General features: G+C 45.2%; 19 protein-coding genes. 11 read left to right on the plus strand and 8 right to left on the minus strand.

What is annotated here, in order from left to right; all coding sequences use genetic code 11:
• Nucleotides 1-116 precede the first annotated feature (116 nt).
• Nucleotides 117-416, plus strand: a complete 300-nt coding sequence (locus FTW16_RS15340) for a ComEA family DNA-binding protein (RefSeq protein ID WP_146491716.1) — start codon at nt 117-119, stop codon at nt 414-416.
• Here FTW16_RS15340 and rrtA read toward each other — a convergent pair.
• Nucleotides 407-955 carry a rhombosortase gene (gene rrtA, locus FTW16_RS15345; protein WP_146491717.1) on the minus strand — a complete coding sequence of 183 codons (549 nt, stop codon included), beginning with the start codon at nt 953-955 and terminating at the stop codon, nt 407-409. The two genes, FTW16_RS15340 and rrtA, sit on opposite strands and share 10 nt — an antisense overlap.
• A gap of 9 nt (nt 956-964) precedes the next feature.
• On the opposite strand from rrtA, the gene FTW16_RS15350 reads away from it, so the two are divergent.
• Nucleotides 965-1,564: a tRNA-uridine aminocarboxypropyltransferase gene (locus tag FTW16_RS15350; RefSeq protein ID WP_146491718.1), complete on the plus strand. Its 600-nt coding sequence runs from the start codon at nt 965-967 to the stop codon at nt 1,562-1,564.
• A gap of 26 nt (nt 1,565-1,590) precedes the next feature.
• Here FTW16_RS15350 and FTW16_RS15355 read toward each other — a convergent pair whose 3' ends face one another.
• From FTW16_RS15355 to FTW16_RS15365, 3 genes are all read right to left on the minus strand, one after another.
• A complete protein-coding gene (locus FTW16_RS15355) occupies nt 1,591-2,934 on the minus strand; it encodes an anti-phage deoxyguanosine triphosphatase (RefSeq protein ID WP_146491719.1) in 1,344 nt (447 codons plus the stop codon).
• 55 nt (nt 2,935-2,989) lie between these two features.
• Nucleotides 2,990-3,574, minus strand: a complete 585-nt coding sequence (gene yfbR / locus FTW16_RS15360; RefSeq protein WP_146491720.1) for a 5'-deoxynucleotidase — start codon at nt 3,572-3,574, stop codon at nt 2,990-2,992.
• A gap of 165 nt (nt 3,575-3,739) precedes the next feature.
• A complete protein-coding gene (locus FTW16_RS15365) occupies nt 3,740-4,975 on the minus strand; it encodes a pyridoxal phosphate-dependent aminotransferase (protein WP_026084153.1) in 1,236 nt (411 codons plus the stop codon).
• Nucleotides 4,976-5,271: 296 nt separating this feature from the next.
• Here FTW16_RS15365 and FTW16_RS15370 point away from each other — a divergent pair, with 296 nt between their 5' ends.
• The 6 genes from FTW16_RS15370 to menE all read left to right on the plus strand — a co-directional run bounded on the left by FTW16_RS15370 (nt 5,272) and on the right by menE (nt 12,645).
• On the plus strand, nt 5,272-6,579 hold the full coding sequence (locus FTW16_RS15370; protein WP_146491721.1) for an isochorismate synthase MenF: 1,308 nt from the start codon (nt 5,272-5,274) through the stop codon (nt 6,577-6,579).
• Nucleotides 6,576-8,300 carry a 2-succinyl-5-enolpyruvyl-6-hydroxy-3-cyclohexene-1-carboxylic-acid synthase gene (gene menD, locus FTW16_RS15375; RefSeq protein ID WP_146491722.1) on the plus strand — a complete coding sequence of 575 codons (1,725 nt, stop codon included), beginning with the start codon at nt 6,576-6,578 and terminating at the stop codon, nt 8,298-8,300. Before FTW16_RS15370 ends, menD begins: the two co-directional genes overlap by 4 nt.
• A gap of 9 nt (nt 8,301-8,309) precedes the next feature.
• Nucleotides 8,310-9,110, plus strand: a complete 801-nt coding sequence (gene menH / locus FTW16_RS15380) for a 2-succinyl-6-hydroxy-2,4-cyclohexadiene-1-carboxylate synthase (protein WP_146491723.1) — start codon at nt 8,310-8,312, stop codon at nt 9,108-9,110.
• Between the two features lie 102 nt (nt 9,111-9,212).
• Nucleotides 9,213-10,079 carry a 1,4-dihydroxy-2-naphthoyl-CoA synthase gene (gene menB / locus FTW16_RS15385; protein WP_017060170.1) on the plus strand — a complete coding sequence of 289 codons (867 nt, stop codon included), beginning with the start codon at nt 9,213-9,215 and terminating at the stop codon, nt 10,077-10,079.
• Between the two features lie 75 nt (nt 10,080-10,154).
• A complete protein-coding gene (menC, locus tag FTW16_RS15390; protein ID WP_146491724.1) occupies nt 10,155-11,162 on the plus strand; it encodes an o-succinylbenzoate synthase in 1,008 nt (335 codons plus the stop codon).
• 52 nt (nt 11,163-11,214) lie between these two features.
• Nucleotides 11,215-12,645: an o-succinylbenzoate--CoA ligase gene (menE, locus tag FTW16_RS15395; RefSeq protein WP_146491725.1), complete on the plus strand. Its 1,431-nt coding sequence runs from the start codon at nt 11,215-11,217 to the stop codon at nt 12,643-12,645.
• 110 nt (nt 12,646-12,755) lie between these two features.
• Here the strand turns inward: menE and nagE are convergent, their stop codons facing one another.
• A complete protein-coding gene (nagE, locus tag FTW16_RS15400) occupies nt 12,756-14,201 on the minus strand; it encodes an N-acetylglucosamine-specific PTS transporter subunit IIBC (protein ID WP_186728077.1) in 1,446 nt (481 codons plus the stop codon).
• A 193-nt stretch (nt 14,202-14,394) separates the two neighbouring features.
• On the opposite strand from nagE, the gene FTW16_RS15405 reads away from it, so the two are divergent.
• Together FTW16_RS15405 and FTW16_RS24545 are read left to right on the plus strand one after the other, a co-directional pair.
• Complete coding sequence (locus FTW16_RS15405) at nt 14,395-15,273, plus strand: LysR substrate-binding domain-containing protein (protein WP_146491726.1); 879 nt, start codon at nt 14,395-14,397, stop codon at nt 15,271-15,273.
• Nucleotides 15,274-15,379: 106 nt separating this feature from the next.
• On the plus strand, nt 15,380-15,544 hold the full coding sequence (locus FTW16_RS24545) for a hypothetical protein (protein WP_186728075.1): 165 nt from the start codon (nt 15,380-15,382) through the stop codon (nt 15,542-15,544).
• Between the two features lie 106 nt (nt 15,545-15,650).
• Here FTW16_RS24545 and FTW16_RS15410 read toward each other — a convergent pair whose 3' ends face one another.
• The 3 genes from FTW16_RS15410 to FTW16_RS15420 all read right to left on the minus strand — a co-directional run bounded on the left by FTW16_RS15410 (nt 15,651) and on the right by FTW16_RS15420 (nt 19,200).
• On the minus strand, nt 15,651-16,571 hold the full coding sequence (locus FTW16_RS15410; protein ID WP_146491727.1) for a YeiH family protein: 921 nt from the start codon (nt 16,569-16,571) through the stop codon (nt 15,651-15,653).
• Nucleotides 16,572-16,717: 146 nt separating this feature from the next.
• On the minus strand, nt 16,718-18,592 hold the full coding sequence (locus FTW16_RS15415; RefSeq protein ID WP_146491728.1) for an MFS transporter: 1,875 nt from the start codon (nt 18,590-18,592) through the stop codon (nt 16,718-16,720).
• Between the two features lie 17 nt (nt 18,593-18,609).
• Nucleotides 18,610-19,200: a TetR/AcrR family transcriptional regulator gene (locus FTW16_RS15420; protein ID WP_146491729.1), complete on the minus strand. Its 591-nt coding sequence runs from the start codon at nt 19,198-19,200 to the stop codon at nt 18,610-18,612.
• A gap of 197 nt (nt 19,201-19,397) precedes the next feature.
• Between FTW16_RS15420 and FTW16_RS15425 the strand changes: the two genes are divergently transcribed.
• Nucleotides 19,398-20,309 carry a Tim44 domain-containing protein gene (locus tag FTW16_RS15425; protein ID WP_146491730.1) on the plus strand — a complete coding sequence of 304 codons (912 nt, stop codon included), beginning with the start codon at nt 19,398-19,400 and terminating at the stop codon, nt 20,307-20,309.
• Nucleotides 20,310-20,963: the final 654 nt, after the last annotated feature.

Genomic DNA, 20,963 nt, shown 5'->3' on the forward strand with positions numbered 1-20,963 from the left:
ACAAGATGTATAACAAAGCGGGTCACTTAGGTGGCCCGCTTTATTTTTGTCTGGTGATTGTGTTATCTAGCGCGGCAAATGCATAAGTTACCTTTTTTGAACAAAGGAACCGATTTATGCGCACGATATACTCAACATTACTTCTTTCATTTCTGATGCTTTTAAGCCCTGCCGTGTTTGCAGACAGCCCAACCAAGGTTGAGCTTTACGATGGCATTGAGATTACGGTTAACATCAACACAGCGACAGCAGAGGAGCTATCAGCACTACTGGTTGGTGTGGGTGACAAAAAAGCCCAAGAGATTGTCGACTATAGAGAGCAGAACGGTACGTTTACAACTGCTGATGACTTGGCGAGTGTGAAAGGGATAGGTGAAGCGACAGTTAAAAAGAACCGCGAAAGAATTCAACTTTGATCCGTTTCTTTATTGGTTAGGTATAAAACGATAGCTATGAAGCCCCCGGCCAGTGCACCTGCTAGGTGGGCTTCAATCGCGACACGAGCGTTAATCAGTTCACCAGTCGTACTAGAAGGGCCAATCAGCTGCTCCCAAGCGACTTTAGTGACTAATCCCAATACTAATAGCCAACTAGATTTCCTGCCGTTTAAAGCCTCTTTGAGCGCGAATAAGCCAAACAACCCATGCAAAGTGCCAGATAGGCCAACATAGATCTGAATACTCGAAAATAACAGAGCGACGCCAGTCGCTAAACTAATCACAAGCAAAGCAGCAACAAGCTGTTTTTTACTCGGTTGAAACAGATAGCTGATGATCCACAAGCCTGCTAGATTCATCAGAAGGTGTGAGTAGTTGGTATGTGAAAAGTTTCCTGTTAGGATTCGCCACCATTGCCCCTCGGCAATCGCATTGCTATCCCAAACGACCCAAGCTTGTATTGGCTCAAGTTGGAATAAGACGCATAAAAGTGAAGTGAAAATTAAAACAGGGTACACATTAAATCCATGTCTCGTTATTGCCCCCAATGCAGCAAGGCTTTGAAAGCTTGTATTTGTCAGTGGATTACACCACTCGAATCGAATGTTGAGCTTATCATTCTTCAGCACCCATCAGAAGAGCATCGTCCGATGGGAACTGCACGTATTCTCTCGTTATCTTTAAGTAATAGCGTGACGTTTGTCGGTGAAGACTTTTCAGACAATGAACAACTCAACGCATTGCTGGCCGATGAACAGTACCAACATGTGATTTTATACCCAAGTGAAAACTCTGTGTCTGTTGAGTCGGCAACATACCCAAGCAAGAAGCTACGTGTGATTTTATTGGATGGGACGTGGAAGAAAGCATTCAAGATGTGGCAAGTGTCGAGTAACTTGCATGCGTTGAACACGGTCCACTTACCAAAAGATCTCAAGGGTAATTATCGAATTCGCAAAGCACCCAGTGAAAACAGCCTTTCAACAGTTGAAGCTGGCTATCATTTGCTTAGCTTGTTAGAGCGTGATGGCGACTTTAGCCCGTTGCTTACGGCATTTGACCAAATGATTCAGTTTCAAATCAATCAAATGCCGGCGGGCGTGTTTGAGAAAAACTACTTAGATTAAAGCGTCTGAGTAGAGTGAGCCAGGAGTTAAAACTCGGTATGAGCCGAGAACAGTTGCTGATGCATTTTCTGCGCAAGATCATCAGTCATTGATGAAATGTAATCCGCTATCACGCGCATCTTTCTTGATTCATCTTGATGCTGTAGCCATTGCTTCTTGATTGGCAGTGGCAACAAGCGTTCAGGATCCGCACTGAATGCTTCAAACATATCCATGATGATCTGCTGGCCTTTGTATTCGATGACTTGAACCTGAGGCACTTGAATCACGAACTCGCTGACAAAGTGTTTCAATTTATCGAGCGTGCCGTCCATGCTAGGTTCAAGCACCGCATTGTAAGCCAACAGCACACTCTCAAAGCTAGCATCTACTCGCTTGATAGAGATACTGGTCAACAGTGCGTTGACGATTCCACCAATCGCATCTTTTCGACGATACTGTTCACCAGAGAACAGCATCTCTGTAATTGAATCTAGATGTTCACAAATCCAAGGGTCGGCCATCTCTTTCAGTTGAGGGTAAGCCGATTCGACCCACTGAGCTTTGGTCACAGACCCAAGCACAATCGCATCTTCTAAATCGTGTACGCCATACGCGATGTCATCAGCAAGCTCCATGATCGAACAATCAAGCGACTTATATTTGGTCTTATTGTGTTCAAGTGGATCGGTATGCGTTTTTCTTTTCTGTTTTAGAAGCAGTTGGTCGCTGCTTGAAAGCGGCTCCAGTACCCAGTTAAACAGTTCTTCATCATGATCGTAGATGCCTTTTGCTGGCATCCAATCTTTGGCTCGGAGTTGTCGCTGATGCTTAACGGGCTCAGACTGCAATTTAGCTTGAACCTCACTAAGCAGAGAAGGGTACTTAATCAGACCTAACAAAGTGCGTCGAGATAGGTTCATTCCGTGATGTTCAGTGTAAGGCTCTAGCTGTGTGACAATACGAAACGTTTGAGCGTTGCCTTCAAAGCCACCGTGGCCGCGCATCATGTAGTTGAGTGCGACTTCGCCGCCATGTCCGTATGGCGGATGACCTATGTCGTGAGCCAAACACAGTGAATCAATCAAACTGTCTGAGGGTAATAGGTCTCGAAACTCGGGTTGCTTTTTCTTCAGTTGAGCAACGATACCTGTGCCAAGCTGAGCGGCCTCAAGAGAGTGAGTAAGGCGTGTTCGATGAAAGTCATTCACCATGGTGCCATGAATCTGGGTTTTCGCTTGTAAGCGACGAAAAGCAGCAGAGTGAAGCACGCGCGCACGGTCACGTTGATATGGGCTACGGTGATCATCACGTCTTATTTTATGTTCATCGTCATTTCGATGCTGCCATTCTTGTTCGAGTACAAAGGGTGGTTCGAGTAGAGAATTCAAAATAGCACCTATCAAATTGATTTTATTTAGCTAATTAAAAACAACTTATACCCAGCTAGCTTATCTCGTCTAGTGATAATTCAAAGCTTGGCGCAAATGTGGTGAGAAAGTAGTCCATTTCTGGGCTTTTGCGTTGTTCGAGTGTCTCTTCCAGTCGGCGCTTGGCTTGCTCGTATTCATGATTGCCCGCACTGAGCTCTTCCAAGCATTTGAGGTAAGCACAGATGGTGTCGGCCTGCTTGACGATGCTTTGCTCTTCTTTACTCGCTGTCCCAGATATTAAAAATGGGGCGAAGTCATCTCGGAATTCATCTGGCAGCATCGAAAGCAGTCTCTGCTCTGCGGCGGCTTCTATCTTCTTATACTCTTGGGCAATGTCTGGGTTGTAGTATTTGACGGGGGTAGGCAGATCGCCAGTTAGTACCTCACTGGTATCGTGGTACATGCCGAGCAGAGCAATGTGTTCAGGGTTGAGCTGGCCATCAAACTTCTTGTTTTTGATAAGTACCAAGGCATGGGCCACGAAAGCAACCTGTAGGCTATGTTCTGAGATGTTCTCGCTTGAGACAGATCGCATCAGAGGCCAGCGTTGAATTAGCTTCATACGTGCGAGATGGGCAAAGAAATGGCTCTGTTTCATAATCGTCCTTTCTAAACAATGCTCCACTCGTATTGGTGTTCAATACAGGGATACGAGACAGCGGATACAAAAAAGCTCCTAAATAGGAGCCTTTTAAGCATAGAAGTGAATGAATACAAGTTAAAGTCTTTTAAAACAGCAAATTGTAGCCATCTCTCGTTGTGTTTATTTAGCGTCGACGAGATCGTCTTGGCTGTAAGTTTGCAAGAAGCGCTCTAGGCGACCAATCGCCACTTCAAGGTCTTCAATGTGTGGCAAAGTCACGATGCGGAAGTGATCCGGTTTCGGCCAGTTGAAGCCCGTACCTTGAACCAACAGTACCTTCTCTTGCTTAAGGAAATCGAGCACAAATTTTTGGTCGTCTTTGATGTTATACATCTTGGTGTCGATCTTAGGGAACAGGTACATTGCGCCTTTCGGTTTCACACAAGAAACGCCAGGGATCTTGTTGATTAGTTCCCATGCACGGTCACGCTGCTCAAGCAGTCGACCGCCTGGAAGAATCAGCTCATTGATACTCTGATAGCCACCGAGTGCGGTTTGGATAGCGTGTTGCATCGGAACGTTGGCGCACAAACGCATTGAGGCCAGCATTTCTAGCCCTTCAACGTAGCCTTTTGCTAGGTGTTTAGGGCCTGTTAAGAACATCCAACCACCACGGAAACCACATACGCGATAAGCTTTAGATAGGCCGTTGAACGTGACCATTAGTACGTCTTCAGCAAGCGTTGCCACTGAAGTGTGTACCGCACCGTCGTACAGTACTTTGTCGTAGATTTCATCGGCGAAGATGATCAAACCGTGCTCACGAGCAATCTCAACCACTTGCAGCAGGAAATCACGGCTGTATACCGCGCCCGTTGGGTTGTTCGGGTTGATAAGAACGATGCCGCGCGTCTTTGGTGAGATCTTCGCACGCATGTCATCTAGATCTGGATACCAATCAGCATCTTCATCACACATGTAGTGAACCGGTGTACCACCAGAAAGCGCAACAGACGCTGTCCATAGTGGGTAGTCCGGAGCGGGAACTAAGATTTCATCACCATTATCCAGTAGCGCCTGCATAGACATAACGATAAGCTCTGATGCGCCGTTACCAATGTAAACGTCTTCTACATCAAGATTACGTAGGCCTTTTTTCTGGTAGTGCTGAACAACCGCTTTACGGGCTGAATAGATGCCTTTTGAGTCGCAGTAACCTTGAGATGTCGGTAGGTTACGGATTACGTCAACAAGGATTTCATCAGGGGCGTCAAAACCAAATGGGGCGGGGTTACCAATATTAAGCTTCAGTATTTTATGCCCTTCTTCTTCCATGCGCTTAGCATGTTTGAGTACAGGCCCCCTGATTTCGTAGCATACGCTGTTGAGTTTTGACGACATCCCGATATTTTGCATTGCCGATTTCCTGAAATTAATTTAAATACTTTATTAAAGTACCGCAAAATGGCGTTTGATAGAATAAAAATCTGATGAATGTCGCATTTCAGTGTCACGTTTAGCCTTTTTGTTGTCACTCTTTTCTAAATTTTAATTAATAGCTTTGTTGGTTATTGGCTAAGATGAATAAAGGGGCGGGATCGCTTAAAATCACAGGAATGTTGAAAAGATATAGTACATTCTTGATCTAAGTGGGTACTGCCCATAAAGTATCAAACTAATATAATAATAATTTAGATGTGAACGAGGTCGATTTGTCACATTTCCAACAAACTATCTCCGCTTTGATTGAGCGAGTACAAAATGCCCAAGCAAGTGAAGTTCGTTGTGTTGAAGTTCTAACGCAAAAACCATCGTTTGCATTTATTGAATGGCTTCATGCTCAACCGCTCTTTCCTAAGTTCTACTGGCAGTCACGCGACACTCGTGAAGAGGTGGTTGCGCTCGGACAGTTACATACGTTTTCAGATCCTGCACCCGCTTACGCGATTCTTGGTGAAGACCAACGAATCTGGGGTGGACGCTCGTTTGACGGGCACACCGCAAAGAACCGTCGTTGCATGGAGTCGTTTTTCTTCCTTCCTCAGGTTGAATTGATCCGCTTTGACAATACTTGGTCGCTGGCAGTTAACTTGTCCCCTGATCGCGTTTCTTCTATTAATGCTCTGAATAAGCTTTCTGTGGAAGCGGCGATACTGGCTCCCTTGTCTGCTCATATTGAACAGATTAACCACGTTCCAGAAAGAGAACAGTGGGGCGGTTTGGTCGAGAAGGTACTCAAAGGCATCAGTGACGAAGAATATAAGAAAGTGGTTTTAGCGCGTAAAACCACGCTGCAACTTGATGCTCCTATATGTGCTGCTCAACTACTTAAAGCGAGCTATCTGCAAAATCACCACAGCTTCCACTTTATGTTGGTGCTGGATTCTAAACACAGCTTTATTGGTTCAACGCCTGAGCGCTTATATAGCCGACATGGCACTGAGCTCGATACAGAAGCACTGGCTGGGACCATTGGTCGTGGCGAGAACGCGACCGAAGATATGGAGCTAGCAAACTGGCTTTCACAAGACAGCAAAAACCTCAACGAGAACCAGTATGTGGTCGACGACATCATTGAGCGTCTCACTCCTCATTCTCAAACGGTCCATGTTGAAAAGGATGCCCGTCTAGTGCGCTTGCGTAAGGTGCAGCATTTGAAGCGCAATATCCATGCTCAGCTTAATAATGGTGTTAATGGTGTGCAGTTACTTGCTGCATTACAGCCAACTGCTGCTGTAGCGGGTTTGCCGCGTAAAGAAGCGATGGATTTTATTCTTGAACACGAACCGTTTGCCCGAGGTTGGTATGCAGGTTCTGTGGGCTATATCAGCCATCAGCGAGCTGAATTCTGCGTAGCGATTCGAAGCGCCTTGATTGTAAATGATCAAGTACAGCTGTTTGCTGGCGCGGGGATCGTGCCGGGATCGGTTGCCGAACATGAGTGGCAAGAATTGAACAAGAAGATGTCTACTTTACTCAGCCTAATTTCTGATCACCCACCGCTGGGTGTGGCGTCATGATTCACGACCAAGCCGTATTAAATAGAGTTTGGTGTCACACGTTACTAGAAGAGTTAGCCCGCAGTGGTGTTGAACATGTTTGTGTTGCACCGGGATCTCGCTCAACACCGTTAACTCTCGAAGCTGAAGCCAACCCCAAGTTAACCTTACACACGCACTTTGATGAGCGTGGTCTTGGATTTTTAGCTTTAGGCTTAGCAAAAGCAAGTGATAAACCAGTTGCGGTGATTGTGACATCAGGAACCGCTGTTGCGAATTTGCTTCCTGCGACGGCTGAATCTGGTTTGACACGAGAGAAACTGATCCTACTGACTTCTGATCGACCAATCGATTTAGTGGATTGCGGCGCTAACCAAGCGATTCAGCAACAGGGCATCTTTTCGTCCCATGTTGAAACGGCGCTAAACCTTCCAAGTCCAACCACGCAAGTGCCTTTGAACTGGCTACTGACATCAGTTGATAGCGCACTCGCTAAGCAACGTAGTGTCGGCGGAGCCATTCACATCAATTGTCCGTTCCCTGAGCCACTCTATTCAGCCAACAGCGCTGATATGTATGCTGACTACACTAACAGTGTCGCAAGGTGGATCTCGTCAACAAGCCCGTATTCTAATACTTGTTTACCCAATCATTTGACTGTACAGCCATTAGCGCCGGGCGATTATCTAGCGCGTAAAGGTGCGGTGATTATTGGTTCGATTGATAAAAAAGCGGCGACAAAAGCGCAGCAGTTTGCTTCTGCTTTGGGTTGGCCGATTTTCTGTGATCCTCAATCGGGCGTGAACAGTGATTGGAAGCATTATGATCTGTGGTTACAGAGTGACTCCGTTAAACAGCAACTCAACCAGTGTGATTTCATTCTTCAGTTTGGTGAGCGTATTGTTTCTAAGCGATTAAACCAATGGGTTAAGTCACAAGCGGCTTTGTTCGATAGCACTCAATATGTTGTCGTTTCACCTGATGCGCACCGTATAAACCAAGACCATCTGCCGCAAACTCATATTGTTGCTAATATCGAGTTATGGATCACCGATCAACACCTGCCAACTTTGTTAGGTAAATATTCGGGTTGGGCGACGCCATTAATCAAGGTTGCAAATACCGTTCAGCAACTCGCACTCGCACAAATATCCAATAATGACCAACTGACAGAGTTGAGTGTTGCAGTTGACTTGTCGTCTAGACTTAAAGACAGAGAGTTGTTTGTGGGAAACAGCTTGATGGTAAGGCTGGTGGATATGCTGTCGTCAATATCTGCGAATCAAGTTTACAGTAATCGTGGTGCATCGGGCATTGATGGCTTGGTGGCAACGGCTGCGGGTGTAGTGAAAGTTAACCAGAACCCTCTGTTGATGTTGATTGGTGATACTTCTCTGCTTTACGACCTCAACTCACTGGCTTTGCTGACTCATAATTTAACGCCGATGGTTATTGTTGTGACTAACAATGATGGTGGTGCGATCTTTGATTTGTTGCCGGTACCTGAGCAACAGAAACAGTCACTTTATCAAATGCCTCATGGTTTCAGTTTTGAATATGCTGCTGCGCAATTCCAGCTTGGATACGCTGCGCCAGAAACCTTGAACGGCTACCAAACCATTATCGAACAACATTTCGAACAGGGTCAGGGTACCTTGCTCGTGGAAGTTAAGACACCTCCCGAACAAGCGTCTACTTTGCTGAAACAATTCAGCTCAATGCTCACCGAGGCATTAGCCTAAGGACTTTACATGCTTTACTCCAATTATTACCCAGCTGTACAAGATTCTTCTGACAAACCTTTGCTTGTTTTTTTACATGGTTTACTCGGAAGCGGGGATGATTGGAGTGCATGTCATCCATTCCTCGAGGACTTTCCTCTCCTTTGCATAGATTTACCCGGACATGGACAAAGTCGCTTTATCGATCCAGTAGGGTTTGATCATTGCTGCAAGAAAATTGTCCAGTGCATCACATCTCAACTGGCGCTCAACGATCTTCCTGCCGATTACCCTATCGTAGTGATTGGGTACTCTATGGGCGGAAGGCTTGCAATGTATGGGGTGACAAGCCCTTGCTTTGAGACGCTCAATCTAGAGAAAGTCATCATTGAAGGTGGCAACTTTGGCTTGGAATGTGATGAAGAAAGAGCACAAAGGTTAGTACATGATACGCAGTGGGCTGTTCGCTTTGCACAGCAGTCGATTGAAGATGTTTTAGACGATTGGTATCAACAAAGCGTCTTTTCTTCACTAAATCATGAGCAAAGACAAACTTTGGTCATAAAGCGTAGTGGTAACCTTGGTGTATCCGTAGCAAATATGTTGTTATCTACTTCGTTAGCTAAGCAACCGGATTTACGTGCCACATTGAAATCTCATGAGCATTTATTGCATTATGTATGTGGAAAAAAAGATCGTAAATTCATGGAGCTAGCTGAGAATAGTGGCTTTGAATATAGTCAGGTGGATTACGCGGGTCATAATGTTCATTTTGAGCAACCCGAGCTGTTTTCTAACCTGATAATCCAATGTATCGCCAGTCGTCGTTAATCTGACTGAGCGGTTCTCTCGTATCAAGCACTATCAAAAGCAGAGCAACACCGTCACGACTACTCGTTAGTCGTGGTCTCTAATAGAACAATGGGAATCACCATGGCTAAAACAGTAGGCATCACAGAAGAAGAACTTTACGCGGCAGTTAACTGGAGCGATGAAAGCAGTCAATATGAAGATATTCAGTACCACAAGTCTGACGATGGTATTGCGAAAATCACGATTGCGCGTCCTCAAGTCCACAATGCGTTTCGTCCACAAACCGTAAAAGAGATGATTAATGCACTGGCTGACGCTCGTTACGACGAGAAAGTAGGCGTGATCATTTTGACGGGTCTTGGTGAGAAGGCATTCTGTTCTGGTGGTGACCAAAGTATTCGTGGTGACTACGGCGGCTATCAAGATGACTCAGGTACACACCACCTGAACGTACTTGATTTCCAACGTCAAATTCGTACTTGTCCAAAACCAGTTATCGCAGCGGTCTCGGGTTGGGCAGTAGGCGGCGGTCATGTACTTCACATGATGGCAGACCTTACTATTGCAGCTGAAAACGCCCAGTTCGGTCAGACGGGTCCTAAAGTGGGTTCATTCGATGGCGGTTGGGGTGCTTCTTACATGGCTCGCATTGTTGGCCAGAAGAAAGCGCGCGAAATCTGGTTCCTATGTCGTTTCTACGATGCTCAAGAAGCATTGGATATGGGCCTAGTGAACACCGTTGTTCCTGTCGCTGACCTAGAAAAAGAAACCGTTCGTTGGTGTCGTGAAGTTCTTCAACATAGCCCAATGGCACTGCGTTGCCTGAAAGCTGCACTGAACGCAGACTGTGACGGTCAAGCTGGTCTACAAGAGTTGGCTGGTAACGCAACCATGATGTTCTACATGACAGAGGAAGGCCAAGAAGGCCGCAACGCATTTAACGAAAAACGTCGACCGGACTTCGACAAGTTCCCGCGTAATCCATAGTCTTTCTCCTCTTAAAAATGAGTCGCTAATAGCGGCTCGTTTTGTTTTGATGTTCCCCGTTTTTTAGGAAACTTTATGAACTCAGTGAATTCTCAGCGTCACGCTAAACTCTACCGTTATCAATTACCTATGGATAGTGGAGTGGTTCTTCGTGATAATAAGTTGAACGAACGTGTTGGCTATATCATCCAACTTGAGTGTGACGGTAAAACTGGTTTTGGCGAAGTTGCACCTCTGCCGGGCTTCAGTCAAGAAGATGCCGAACAAGCCGGTATTCAGCTCCAACATGAATTAGAGCTTTGGAGTCACAACAACCCTCAAACGCCTTTTAATGAGCTATATCCTTCTGTTGCCTTCGGTTTTTCGATGGCGATGATGGAATTACGAGGCGAACTCAACACTGAAGGTAACTACCAAGCGGCACCTTTGTGTACCGGAGATCCAGATGAACTGATTCCGGTGCTGAATGAGATGGAAGGTGAGAAAGTCGCGAAAGTGAAAGTCGGCCTGTATGAAGCGATTCGTGATGGCATGCTTGTTAGTTTATTTCTTGAATCGATTCCGGATTTGACTCTAAGGCTTGATGCCAACCGTGCGTGGAAGCCAGAAAAAGCGAAGCAGTTCATTAAGTACATTTCGCCGTCACTGCGTCAGCGTATTAGCTTTATTGAAGAACCTTGCCAAAAGCCAGAAGACAGCTTAGCTTTTGCTATTGACCACGGTGTGGCGATTGCTTGGGACGAAACTCTGCAAGAAGCGGTGCGTAACCCTGAATTTGATTTAAGCGACTTAACGGGTGTTAAGGCTGTGGTGATCAAGCCAACCTTGATTGGTTCAGTAGAGCGTTGTGTTGCAATCATTGAGCGTGCGGAGCAGCTTGGTATTAAGCCGGTTCTAAGCTCAAGTATTGAGTCTAGCCTTGGCTTAACTCAGATTGCGCGATTAGCACAGCAGTACTTGCCTAATGAAGTACCGGGACTTGATACGATTGGTTTGTATCAGCAACAGTTAGAAGTTTCATGGCCGGGTTGCCAGCTTCCTGTTGCTACTCTTGAACAGCAGCAACTGATTTGGTCTTCTTAGGCTGATCGTTCGATTGGCTTAGACCGTTTTCAACCTATAACTTGGTTATCTTATGATGCGCCCACAATCTAATCATCACCCGCTTTGGGTACAGTGGGCGCAGCAGAACCCACATCAAACAGCATTCGTTACTCCCAACTGCGCTTATACTTGGCTGCAAGTTGTGGCGTTAGTGAGTGATTACCAACAACAGCTATCAGAACAAGGCCTCTTGGAAGGCGACGTGTTGACCATTGTTGGTAGGAACCAAGCAGAAGTACTCCCCGTTTATCTAGCGGCACTGAACCTAGGCGTGCTTTGCGCGTTCACTATGCCTCAGCCATCACTTCGCTTAGTACAAAAGCTTGAATCGCTTTATAGGCCGTCGGCTAGGCGTTATCTATGGTTGTTAGAAAGTAGTGGTTTAAATCAATCAGACATTGCTGAACCAAACACTCAGTTACTTACATTGCCTTGCTTGAGTGACTTGAATGTTGATGACAAACCAGCAGCAACGTCAGAACTTTCTTATTTCAATCCTCAAAACCTCGCGAGTATCGTATTTACTTCGGGCTCTACCGGAAACCCGAAAGCGGTGGCTCACACACTTGAGCAGCACCTATGTTCTGCTGCCGGGTTATTGGATGTTTTCCAATTTAAAGGCAGTGATACGTGGCTGCTGAGTTTACCTATGTACCATGTATCTGGTCTGGCGGTTGTTCATCGTTGGCTCGTTGCTGGTGGCTGTATAAAAATAGGTTCTGGTAAGCTTGAATCAGACATTGAAGGTTGTAGCCATGCTTCGTTAGTTGCTACGCAACTGCATAGGTTATTAAAGGGTAAGCAAGCACTTACTTTAACTCATGTGCTTTTAGGTGGTAGTCATATTCCAGAAGCGCTAGGGCTTGAGGCTCAACAAATGGGTATCGAAACATGGCTTGGCTACGGCATGACAGAAGCGGCTTCAACCGTGACAGCTAAGCCCGTTGATGCCAAAAACACCGCCGGTTTTGTGCTGAATCATCGTCAATTGAAAATTGAAAACCAACGTATCTATATTGGAGGCAATACCCTCGCTTCTGGTTACTACTATCAAGGCACTTTAACTCCATTGGTGGATGATGATGGCTGGTTTGATAGTAAAGATCTTGGTCAATGGAATGGAGAGCAAGTGTCGATTATTGGCAGAGCCGACAATCAGTTTATTTCTGGCGGTGAGAATATTCACTGTGAAGAAATTGAGCGATCACTCAGTCAACTGCCTGAGGTTAAGCAAGCCTTTATCATACCCGTTGAAGACAGTGAATTTGGCTTTAGACCCGTTGCGATTGTTGACTGTGATGAAATGCCAACCAAAGAGTGGTTTGCAGAGCAACTACAAGGAAGCCTAGAGCGGTTTAAATGCCCGATCGAGTACTACCGCATGCCAGAGCAAGAACAACTAGGCATCAAGGTATCGAGAGCGGGATTAGCACAGTGGTTACAAGAGGTTCGCCCTAAATAAAACGAAGCGCAATACACGGTGACTAGTCGTAATTGCGCTTCAGGGGGTTGTGATGGTGGTGAAGCCATCACAAATTCTTATTGTTTTATCTTGTCATCAAAGGTGCCGTGTTAAGCGAGTGCCTTCTTCATTTGTTCTGCGACCTTATCCACTTTTCCTAAGCCAATGATAACTTGCAGTCCACCTTTACCCACCGGAACCACACCTGCCGCTCCCAGTTTCTTCAGTTTGTCACTGTCGGCGATTGATGAGTCTTTTACTGTTAGGCGTAGGCGAGTAATACAGTTATCGACTTCAAGGATATTGTCAGCACCACCAATCGCTTCAATGTAGTTGTTGGTTAGGTTAACTAATGCTTCAGGAGATGCAGTCTCGCTTTCTGCTTCCATTTCCTCACCACGACCCGGAGTGCGTAGGTTGAACTTGATGATAGCGAAGCGGAAAATGCAGTAATAAAGTGCGAAGAACACTACACCTTGAACCAGTAGCATGTACCAGTTAACCGCTAGTGGGTTTTGGCTTGATAGTACTAGGTCAACGAAGCCAGCGGAGAATCCGAAGCCTGCCATCCACTCCATGCTTGCCGCAATGTAAAGCGACAAACCTGTTAACACAGCGTGTAGTAGGAACAGTACCGGAGCAAGGAACATGAAGCTGAACTCAAGCGGCTCTGTGATACCTGTGAAGAATGAAGCCATAGCCGCCGCAAGCATGATAGCGAATACTTGGTTCTTATTTTTCGCATCAGAACAGTGGTACATCGCCAATGCTGCTGCTGGTAGGCCAAACATCATGATAGGGAAGAAGCCCGCTTGGTACATGCCTGTTTTACCCGGAATACCCGTACCGTTAGCGATAGATTGTGCACCGCCTAGGAAGTTTGGAATGTCGTTAATGCCTACAACGTCGAACCAGAACACAGGGTAAAGTGCGTGGTGCATACCAACTGATAGGAACAAACGGTTGAAGAAACCAAACAGACCGGCGCCAACTGCGCCCATGCTTTCTAGCTTTATACCTAGAACGATCAGAGCGTCATAAACAGCTGGCCAGATGTATAGTAGAGCAAAAGAGAGAGCCATACCTGCGATTGAAGTCAGGATAGGAACCAAACGCTTACCACTGAAAAACGCCAAAGCCTGAGGAAGTTCAACGGTTGAGTAGCGGTTGTAGATCTCTGCTGAGATGATACCTACTATGATACCCACAAATTGGTTGCTGATTTTGCCAAATGCTGCTGGCACTTCACTTAGTTCAACATCCATTAATTGAGCGACAGAGCCTGGAGCAAGTAGCGTGGTGACGACGAGGAACATCACAAAACCAGACAATGCGGCTGAGCCGTTTTTATCTCGGCTCAAACCAAATGCGACACCCACCGCGAACAGAACTGCCATGTTGTCGATGATCGCACCACCAGATTTGATCAAGAATGCGGCTAAGATGCTTTCTGAACCCCAACCAACAGGATCCAGCCAATAGCCGATCCCCATAAGGATTGCTGCAGCTGGCAGTGTGGCTACGGGAACCATTAATGCCTTACCTACTTTTTGCATATACCCGAGTATATTCATATGTGCCCCTAAGTTTGTAATTAATTTTTTTAATGTTTCTGCTCGTCAACGTATGGAGTCAAAGATTGAACGAGGCAGGGTTTTAAGTAACTTCGGCTATTAAAAACTTATTTCTTAATGCAAACAAACGAAACGGGTAGTAGTATGAATTAAAATTTTTAATGCATGAGTTCGTATGGCTAACCATCAATCTTTACTTAGAAATCTTCATACTTTTAATGTTGCTGCAGAGAAAATGAGCTTTACGCTAGCGGCGAAAAAGTTGCATCTGACTCAGGGAGCCGTTAGCCATCGAATCAAAGTGTTAGAAGGTGAACTCGGATTTAACTTGTTTGTGCGAGGGACTCGTAAACTGGAACTGACTGAAGAAGGCCAGCGTTTTCAACGAACGTTATCCAAGTCGTTAAGCTCTATTTTTGGTGAGATCGAAGACATTACCAACACAGACTTGTATGGACAGATCAATATCGGTACTAGTCCTGCATTTGCCAACAGTTGGTTACTGCCAAGATTGGCTGATTTTAAACAGCGATACCCAAAGTTTAATCTCAACATCTTCTCGCAAGAAGAGCAGGATTTTCATCAAAATCATCTCGATGTCGCCATTTACTATGGTGCTGAAGATCTCAAAGACATGCATCGACAGCGCCTGTTTGGTGAAAAGTATATTCCGGTGTGTACACCGAGTTACGCGGCTGAGCACGACATCTTTGATGATGGCTTAGAATCGCTGCACCGGATTAATTTCATTCATGCACTAGGATCAGATGTATGGCAGCGTTGGATTAAACACCATGGCTTGGATGTGAACTTGTTTGAGCAATTTTACTGCGTGAGCCACCGGGATATGGGCGTAAGAAGTGCCCTCAGCAATATCGGTGTCGCGATGGGGCGCTATCATTTTGTTAAGCAGTACATTGAGACTGGTGAGCTCATAACGCCTTATCCGAGTATGGATACTGACAAAGGGTATGACTTAATCTGCCCGTTAGGCACGGAAAAACGTCCTAAGGTAAGAACCTTTATTAAGTGGTTAGAGGGGCAGTTACGCTAGGTTAGTTAATTTAGCAATTAGATAGTTCAAAACAGAATTTATTATCTTTATAACCATCCATCATAATAAGCCATACAAATAACGGATTATAGAATAAGGTCTTATTATGAAAATTGCCCTCATCATTGCGGTTTTACTGCAGATAGGCCAAGCGGTCACTTCGTCAGGGTTGACTCGCTCGTTGGCTGAACTCACCGCATTTGTGTTGGTTGTGGTACTTGTTTTAATGAAAAGAGAGAGCAATAAGAGTGATAAGCCCCTGTTTGAATAGTAGTTTGATCAATATCGATAACAAACGATAAAGGCAAAGCCCATACGAGCTTTGCCTTTTTGTTTTGTTGTTCGCTATTTTTGCGAGCGATTCAGTTTTCGCGAGATTAAGCGAGGGTTAACCAAGCTAACGAACCTGTAGAAATCATCACCCACATCGAAATACCAAACATCAATGGCTTTGGCCCAGCCGCTTTCAGTTTCTCGACAGAGATGCCACAACCAATTAAGAATAGACAAACAACCAACGCACGTTTAGACACATCAAAGATCCCCTGATACACCATCTCAAACTGTGGCAATAGGTCACTAACCGCGATAGCTGCGCAATAGAAGAAAATGAAGTAGGGAACGGTAATCTTCTTTTGATCGCTCTTGAAGATCATTGCGCTAACCAAAGCAATTGGAATGATCCAAAGTGCACGAGCGAGCTTCAATGTTGTCGCGGTAGTCAGTGCTTCCTCACCATAAGCTGATGCTGCACCAACAACTGAAGAAGTATCATGAATCGCGATTGCTGCCCAGGTACCGAAAGTCTGTTGGCTTAATTCAAGCGCATGGCCAATCATCGGGAACAAGAATAGAGCTACCGAGTTCAACACAAATACAGTGGCTAACGCCAAGCCAATCTGTTCATCGTCTGCTTTGATCGCGGGTGCCACAGCTGCTATCGCACTACCACCACAAATCGCGGTACCAGAAGAGATAAGGTAGCCTGTTGTGCGGTCTAGCCCCATTTGTTTAGCCAAGAACCAACCAATGACTAATGTACCAATAATCGTCGTTACAATGAGTCCAATACCATCGCCTGTTACCGCTAATGCTTTTTCAAACTGAATGCCAAACCCCAAGCCAACAATCGAGTAGGCCAGTAACTTCTTGGTGAGTTTACCGACTTCCAAGTGTTCAGGAACTAAACCTAAACTAGCCAGTAGGAAACCGATAACGAGGGCTGTCGGGGAACTGACCCAGGGCGTTAAGCAAAATAGTGCAGCAAGATAAAACGGAACGGACTTTTTTAGGTTCATTGTATTTAGAGTCTTGTTTTGTAGTGACGTTATTGTAATGAGACCACTATACGTTCAATAAAATGATAAGTAAGTCTAAATGAATTGAACAAACGTTAAGGAAAACTTAACGCTTGTTCAGTTGATATGAATACGGTAAAGGTTATTTAGCGTAAGGTGCCGCGAAGATTGGACACCGACTGTCGAAGAGTTTCACAAGAGGCTTCTTTAGGTGAAATAGGCTCGCCAGCTTCTATCTCTAGTTTAGTCCAGAAGCGAGTGGGTAATCCTTTGCAGGCACGGCCTTTGTAACGGCTAAAGTAACTGCCCCATAATCCTTTGAGAGCCATTGGAATCACAGGGACAGGAGAACGTTTGATGATCAGCTCCATACCACGCATGAACTCAGCCACTTCGCCATCAGAGGTTAGCTTTCCTTCTGGAAAAATACACACGATGTGGCCTTCATGCAGGGCGCGTTCTACTTCTTTAAAAGCATTTCGAATAGAGCTACGGTTGGTTGCGGAGATTGGAATCACCCCAGCTCTTTTCAAGAAACGTCGAATAGGCGGCAACTTGGTGTAATCTTCTTCCATCACAAAGCGGATCAAGCGAGGGCAAACGGCGCTCAGCAATAATGCATCCATATAACTCACATGGTTGCAGATAATCAATGCGCCACCTTTTTCTGGCAGGTGATGTAAGTTCTTATGCTTCACTCGATACATGGTGTGAGTGACTACCCATGTAAAGAAACGGAAAGCGTATATAGGCACCTGGTGAAACAGGTACAGCATAACCAAAGTGTTTCCCAACGCGAGCAACACAAACAGCTGTGGAATTGAAAGCTCTAGAACACTAAGGCAAACAATACCTAAAACTGCGCTTCCCACCATGAACAGTGAATTGTAAATATTGAGCCCTGCAATCACTTGGGCACGCTCATTTGGTTTCGCACGTAATTGCATCAGTGAATACAAAGGAACAATAAAGATACCGCCAGAGATCCCCAGTAGTAGAAGATAAGCAAACAGCGGCCACAGCTCTGAATACATCACGAACTGATGGAAAGAGTTAAAGTTAGGCAAAGACTCTGGAATGGATATCGCCATTAAAAGGCCAAAGATCGAGATACCTAAGCTGCCCATTGGCACGATACCAATTTCAATTCGATGATTAGACAACTTATCGCAAGCCAAAGAGCCAATCGCAATGCCTACCGAGAACAGTGCCAGTAAAAATGCGACTGAGCTTTCTGTGCCGTTTAGGTGCAGTTTGGTGAAGTTTGGAAACTGAGTTAGGTAAGCCGCACCAAGGAACCAAAACCAGCTGATCGACATCAGAGCTTGAAAGGTTGGGCGGTCTTTTTTGGCAATCGCCAGTGTTGCGCGGGTGAGCTTTATAGGTTGCCACTTCACTGTCAGGTCTGGTGCATTGCTTGGCGCTTGTGGGATAAAGCAGCTCGATAGATAGCCAAGCACAGCGAATGAAACAATACACACCGCAGCAATGAGCTTCGCCTCTTCTTCAGACGCAATAATACCGGCACCTAGAGTTCCAATTAGAATCGCTAAGAATGTACCTGTCTCGACGAGCGCATTGCCAGATACCAGTTCTTTCGTTTCTAGTTGCTGTGGAAGCAGGGCGTACTTAACTGGGCCAAAGAATGCACTTTGTGTTCCCATTAGAAACAGAAGCAGTAGCAGTATTCCGTAACTTTCGTAGATGAAGCCGATCGCCCCCAGTGACATGATCACCACTTCAAGGAGTTTAACTTTGCGAATGAACCAAGATTTTTCGTATTTATCGGCCAAGACTCCGGCCAAAGCAGAAAATAGGAAGAAGGGCAGAATAAAAAGGCCAGCGGCCAAATTTATGAATAAATTACTGGAAATAGGCAGCGTGTCTACGCTAGCGAAAGCAACAAACAGTAACAGGACATTTTTGAATATGTTGTCATTAAAGGCTCCTAGAAATTGAGTAATAAAGTAGGGTAGGAACCTTTTTTGCATTAACAGCGAAGATTGGCTGCTGTTGTTCATTGTCTTTCCTTGGATGATTACCAGTTGGTTAAGTAGTTTGAGACTAGGTTATTGATCAACTCTTTACCATCAATTGGCTCAGCGGCGAAAAACTTATCATCAACGCTAAGTAGAGTAATTCCATGTACTCCAGACCATAATACACGGCTGGCTTTAACGACTTCGCTTTTAGTATGTTCAGGGCCAATCGCTACTAGCAGCTGCTCTAGCATGCCTGTCATTCTATCGATGCGGTTTGATTGCCATTCAGGAAGGTTTTCACCGTTCATGTTGTGCTCAAAGATAAGCTGCCAACGGTGAGGGTGTTTTTGTGCAAAATCGTGGTAGCAGTATGCAAGGTTGAATAGAGCTTGTTGGGGGTTGCTCGATTGTTCAACCGCTGCAGCGGACTCTGACGTCAGTTCATCTAATGTTTGAGCTACAACGTGCAAAAGTAGTAAGTTGTAGTTACCAAATACATTCACCAAGGTGCTTGGTACATAACCAATCATATTGGCAATTTTTCGTAAACTTAACTCGTGATAGGAGTGCTCTTCTAAGAAGTCGGTCACCGTCTTTAAGGTTAGTTGCACTAATTGTTCTCGAGTATGATCGTTTCGTCTTGCCATGAGTAGTTTCTATTAAATGAACATCGTTCAATATTTTAATGCTGCCCCTGAGTGCCGTCAATCCCTTCGCTAGTTTAGTAATCAATTAATAGCCGCAATATTATGATACATGTGTAAACGCCGTGAATATTTCATTGTTCTTTGTTAACGAGTATGATTAAGGTGTCGAAAGATAAAGAACCCTATAAAGGATAATAATGAAACGATTTTTCTCACTAGTCGCGATCCTGTTGGTAACAGTCGCGGTGACGCCAATCGCGGAAGCGAAAAAGTTTGGTGGTGGTAAGTCATTTGGCAAAAGCTTTAAAACGGCTCCAGCACCAAAACAACAAAACACGAATTCGATCCGACAAGATCAAACGGGTAAGAACACAGCAGCTAACTCAAGCAAAAAAGGCCTTATGGGCGGTTTGCTAGGTGGTTTACTTGCTGGTGGTCTTTTAGCTGCATTCTTTGGTGGCGCATTTGAAGGTATCCAGTTTATGGATATTCTGATCATGGGTCTGATTGCGTTCCTAGCGTTTAAGTTCCTACGTGGAATGTTAGGCGCGAAGCAGGGCTCTATGAATCAGCAGAATACACGTGGCCAACAGCCGGCATTCGGCGGCATGGGTCAGAACAAGTTTGAACAACCAAAGCAGCAACAGCCAAATGTTCATAACTTCGAGCAAGCACAACCTCAATCACAAGGCACTGCTGGTGGCTTTGGTTTTGGTGCACAAAGCGATGTTCCACATAACTACCCACCGGGCTTTGATCAAGCGGCCTTCATCAATGGCTCTCGTGAGCACTACCGTACACTGCAAGGTGCATGGAACCACAACGAGCTAAACACGATTGAAGAGTACGTGTCTCCAAGCCTATTTGAAGACCTAAAAGCTGAGCGTAACAAGCTAGACGGTGATCAGCATACAGACGTAATGTACGTTGATGCTGAAATCGTTCGTGCTGACCACGATGGTAGCAAAGCACAATTAAGCCTACAGTTTAGTGGTCGTTACCGTGATACTGCGGATGGCATCGAAGAAGATATCACTGATATCTGGCACTTAGAGCGCGATCTAACTACTGACAATGCGCCTTGGCTAATTGTTGGTATTCAAGGTTAATCTCTATAGTTAACCAAAAATGAGTTAACGAGATATTACTTTGATTATTGAAAGCCCCTACGGAGAAATCTGTAGGGGCTTTTTTGTGTCCGGTTGTTTGGAACTGTAAATTTTAAGAAGGGCGTTTACCTTCGGCTTACAGAAGGATGCGGCTCTTTAGATATTTGCGTTGTTAGAAAACGGTATCATCACGACAATTATTTAGAGTGATATTTTGTGCTAACAGTGAGTTAGGCTGAACGCTATTTAGATATTCAATTTGGGTATCTAGCCAAGATAGAGGTGTTCATCGTGACGACTGAGTTTTTCGAGCTGATACTAGAACCTGAAATACCACTACAGCAGAAACAACAAATAGCGGATGAGTGTGAGGAGCATGTATCTACAAACTGCTTAGGCTGCGCTGCTTACTTGGTATGTGAACGCCACATGGAAGTCTGGAGAGACTGAGCGCTCGGTGATCTTCAAGAGATTCAATCTTGTTGTGACATCGACGGATAGAAGTTTGAAGTGTTGAACTTAGACAGAAGCGGCTTCAAGTTTAGCTTTGATAAGGCAGGGCTACCAATAAAGCGTTCAGAAACGAAAAAAGCCAACTCAATGAGTTGGCTTTTCGATTTTCCAATTAAGGATAATATGGTGGAGGGAGACGGA

It is taken from the genome of Vibrio sp. T20 (assembly GCF_007858795.1).
Classification (GTDB): domain Bacteria; phylum Pseudomonadota; class Gammaproteobacteria; order Enterobacterales; family Vibrionaceae; genus Vibrio; species Vibrio satsumensis.

Coding starts and splice junctions, on each gene's coding strand:
- FTW16_RS15405 (WP_146491726.1), top strand. CDS start 14,395: ATGGCTAACCATCAATCTTTACTTAGAAATCTTCATACTTTTAATGTT.
- FTW16_RS15365 (WP_026084153.1), bottom strand. CDS start 4,975: ATGCAAAATATCGGGATGTCGTCAAAACTCAACAGCGTATGCTACGAA.
- menE (WP_146491725.1), top strand. CDS start 11,215: ATGATGCGCCCACAATCTAATCATCACCCGCTTTGGGTACAGTGGGCG.
- FTW16_RS15420 (WP_146491729.1), bottom strand. CDS start 19,200: ATGGCAAGACGAAACGATCATACTCGAGAACAATTAGTGCAACTAACC.
- FTW16_RS15340 (WP_146491716.1), top strand. CDS start 117: ATGCGCACGATATACTCAACATTACTTCTTTCATTTCTGATGCTTTTA.
- menC (WP_146491724.1), top strand. CDS start 10,155: ATGAACTCAGTGAATTCTCAGCGTCACGCTAAACTCTACCGTTATCAA.
- FTW16_RS15425 (WP_146491730.1), top strand. CDS start 19,398: ATGAAACGATTTTTCTCACTAGTCGCGATCCTGTTGGTAACAGTCGCG.
- yfbR (WP_146491720.1), bottom strand. CDS start 3,574: ATGAAACAGAGCCATTTCTTTGCCCATCTCGCACGTATGAAGCTAATT.
- menD (WP_146491722.1), top strand. CDS start 6,576: ATGATTCACGACCAAGCCGTATTAAATAGAGTTTGGTGTCACACGTTA.
- menH (WP_146491723.1), top strand. CDS start 8,310: ATGCTTTACTCCAATTATTACCCAGCTGTACAAGATTCTTCTGACAAA.
- FTW16_RS24545 (WP_186728075.1), top strand. CDS start 15,380: ATGAAAATTGCCCTCATCATTGCGGTTTTACTGCAGATAGGCCAAGCG.
- nagE (WP_186728077.1), bottom strand. CDS start 14,201: ATGCAAAAAGTAGGTAAGGCATTAATGGTTCCCGTAGCCACACTGCCA.
- FTW16_RS15415 (WP_146491728.1), bottom strand. CDS start 18,592: ATGAACAACAGCAGCCAATCTTCGCTGTTAATGCAAAAAAGGTTCCTA.
- menB (WP_017060170.1), top strand. CDS start 9,213: ATGGCTAAAACAGTAGGCATCACAGAAGAAGAACTTTACGCGGCAGTT.
- FTW16_RS15350 (WP_146491718.1), top strand. CDS start 965: ATGTCTCGTTATTGCCCCCAATGCAGCAAGGCTTTGAAAGCTTGTATT.
- FTW16_RS15410 (WP_146491727.1), bottom strand. CDS start 16,571: ATGAACCTAAAAAAGTCCGTTCCGTTTTATCTTGCTGCACTATTTTGC.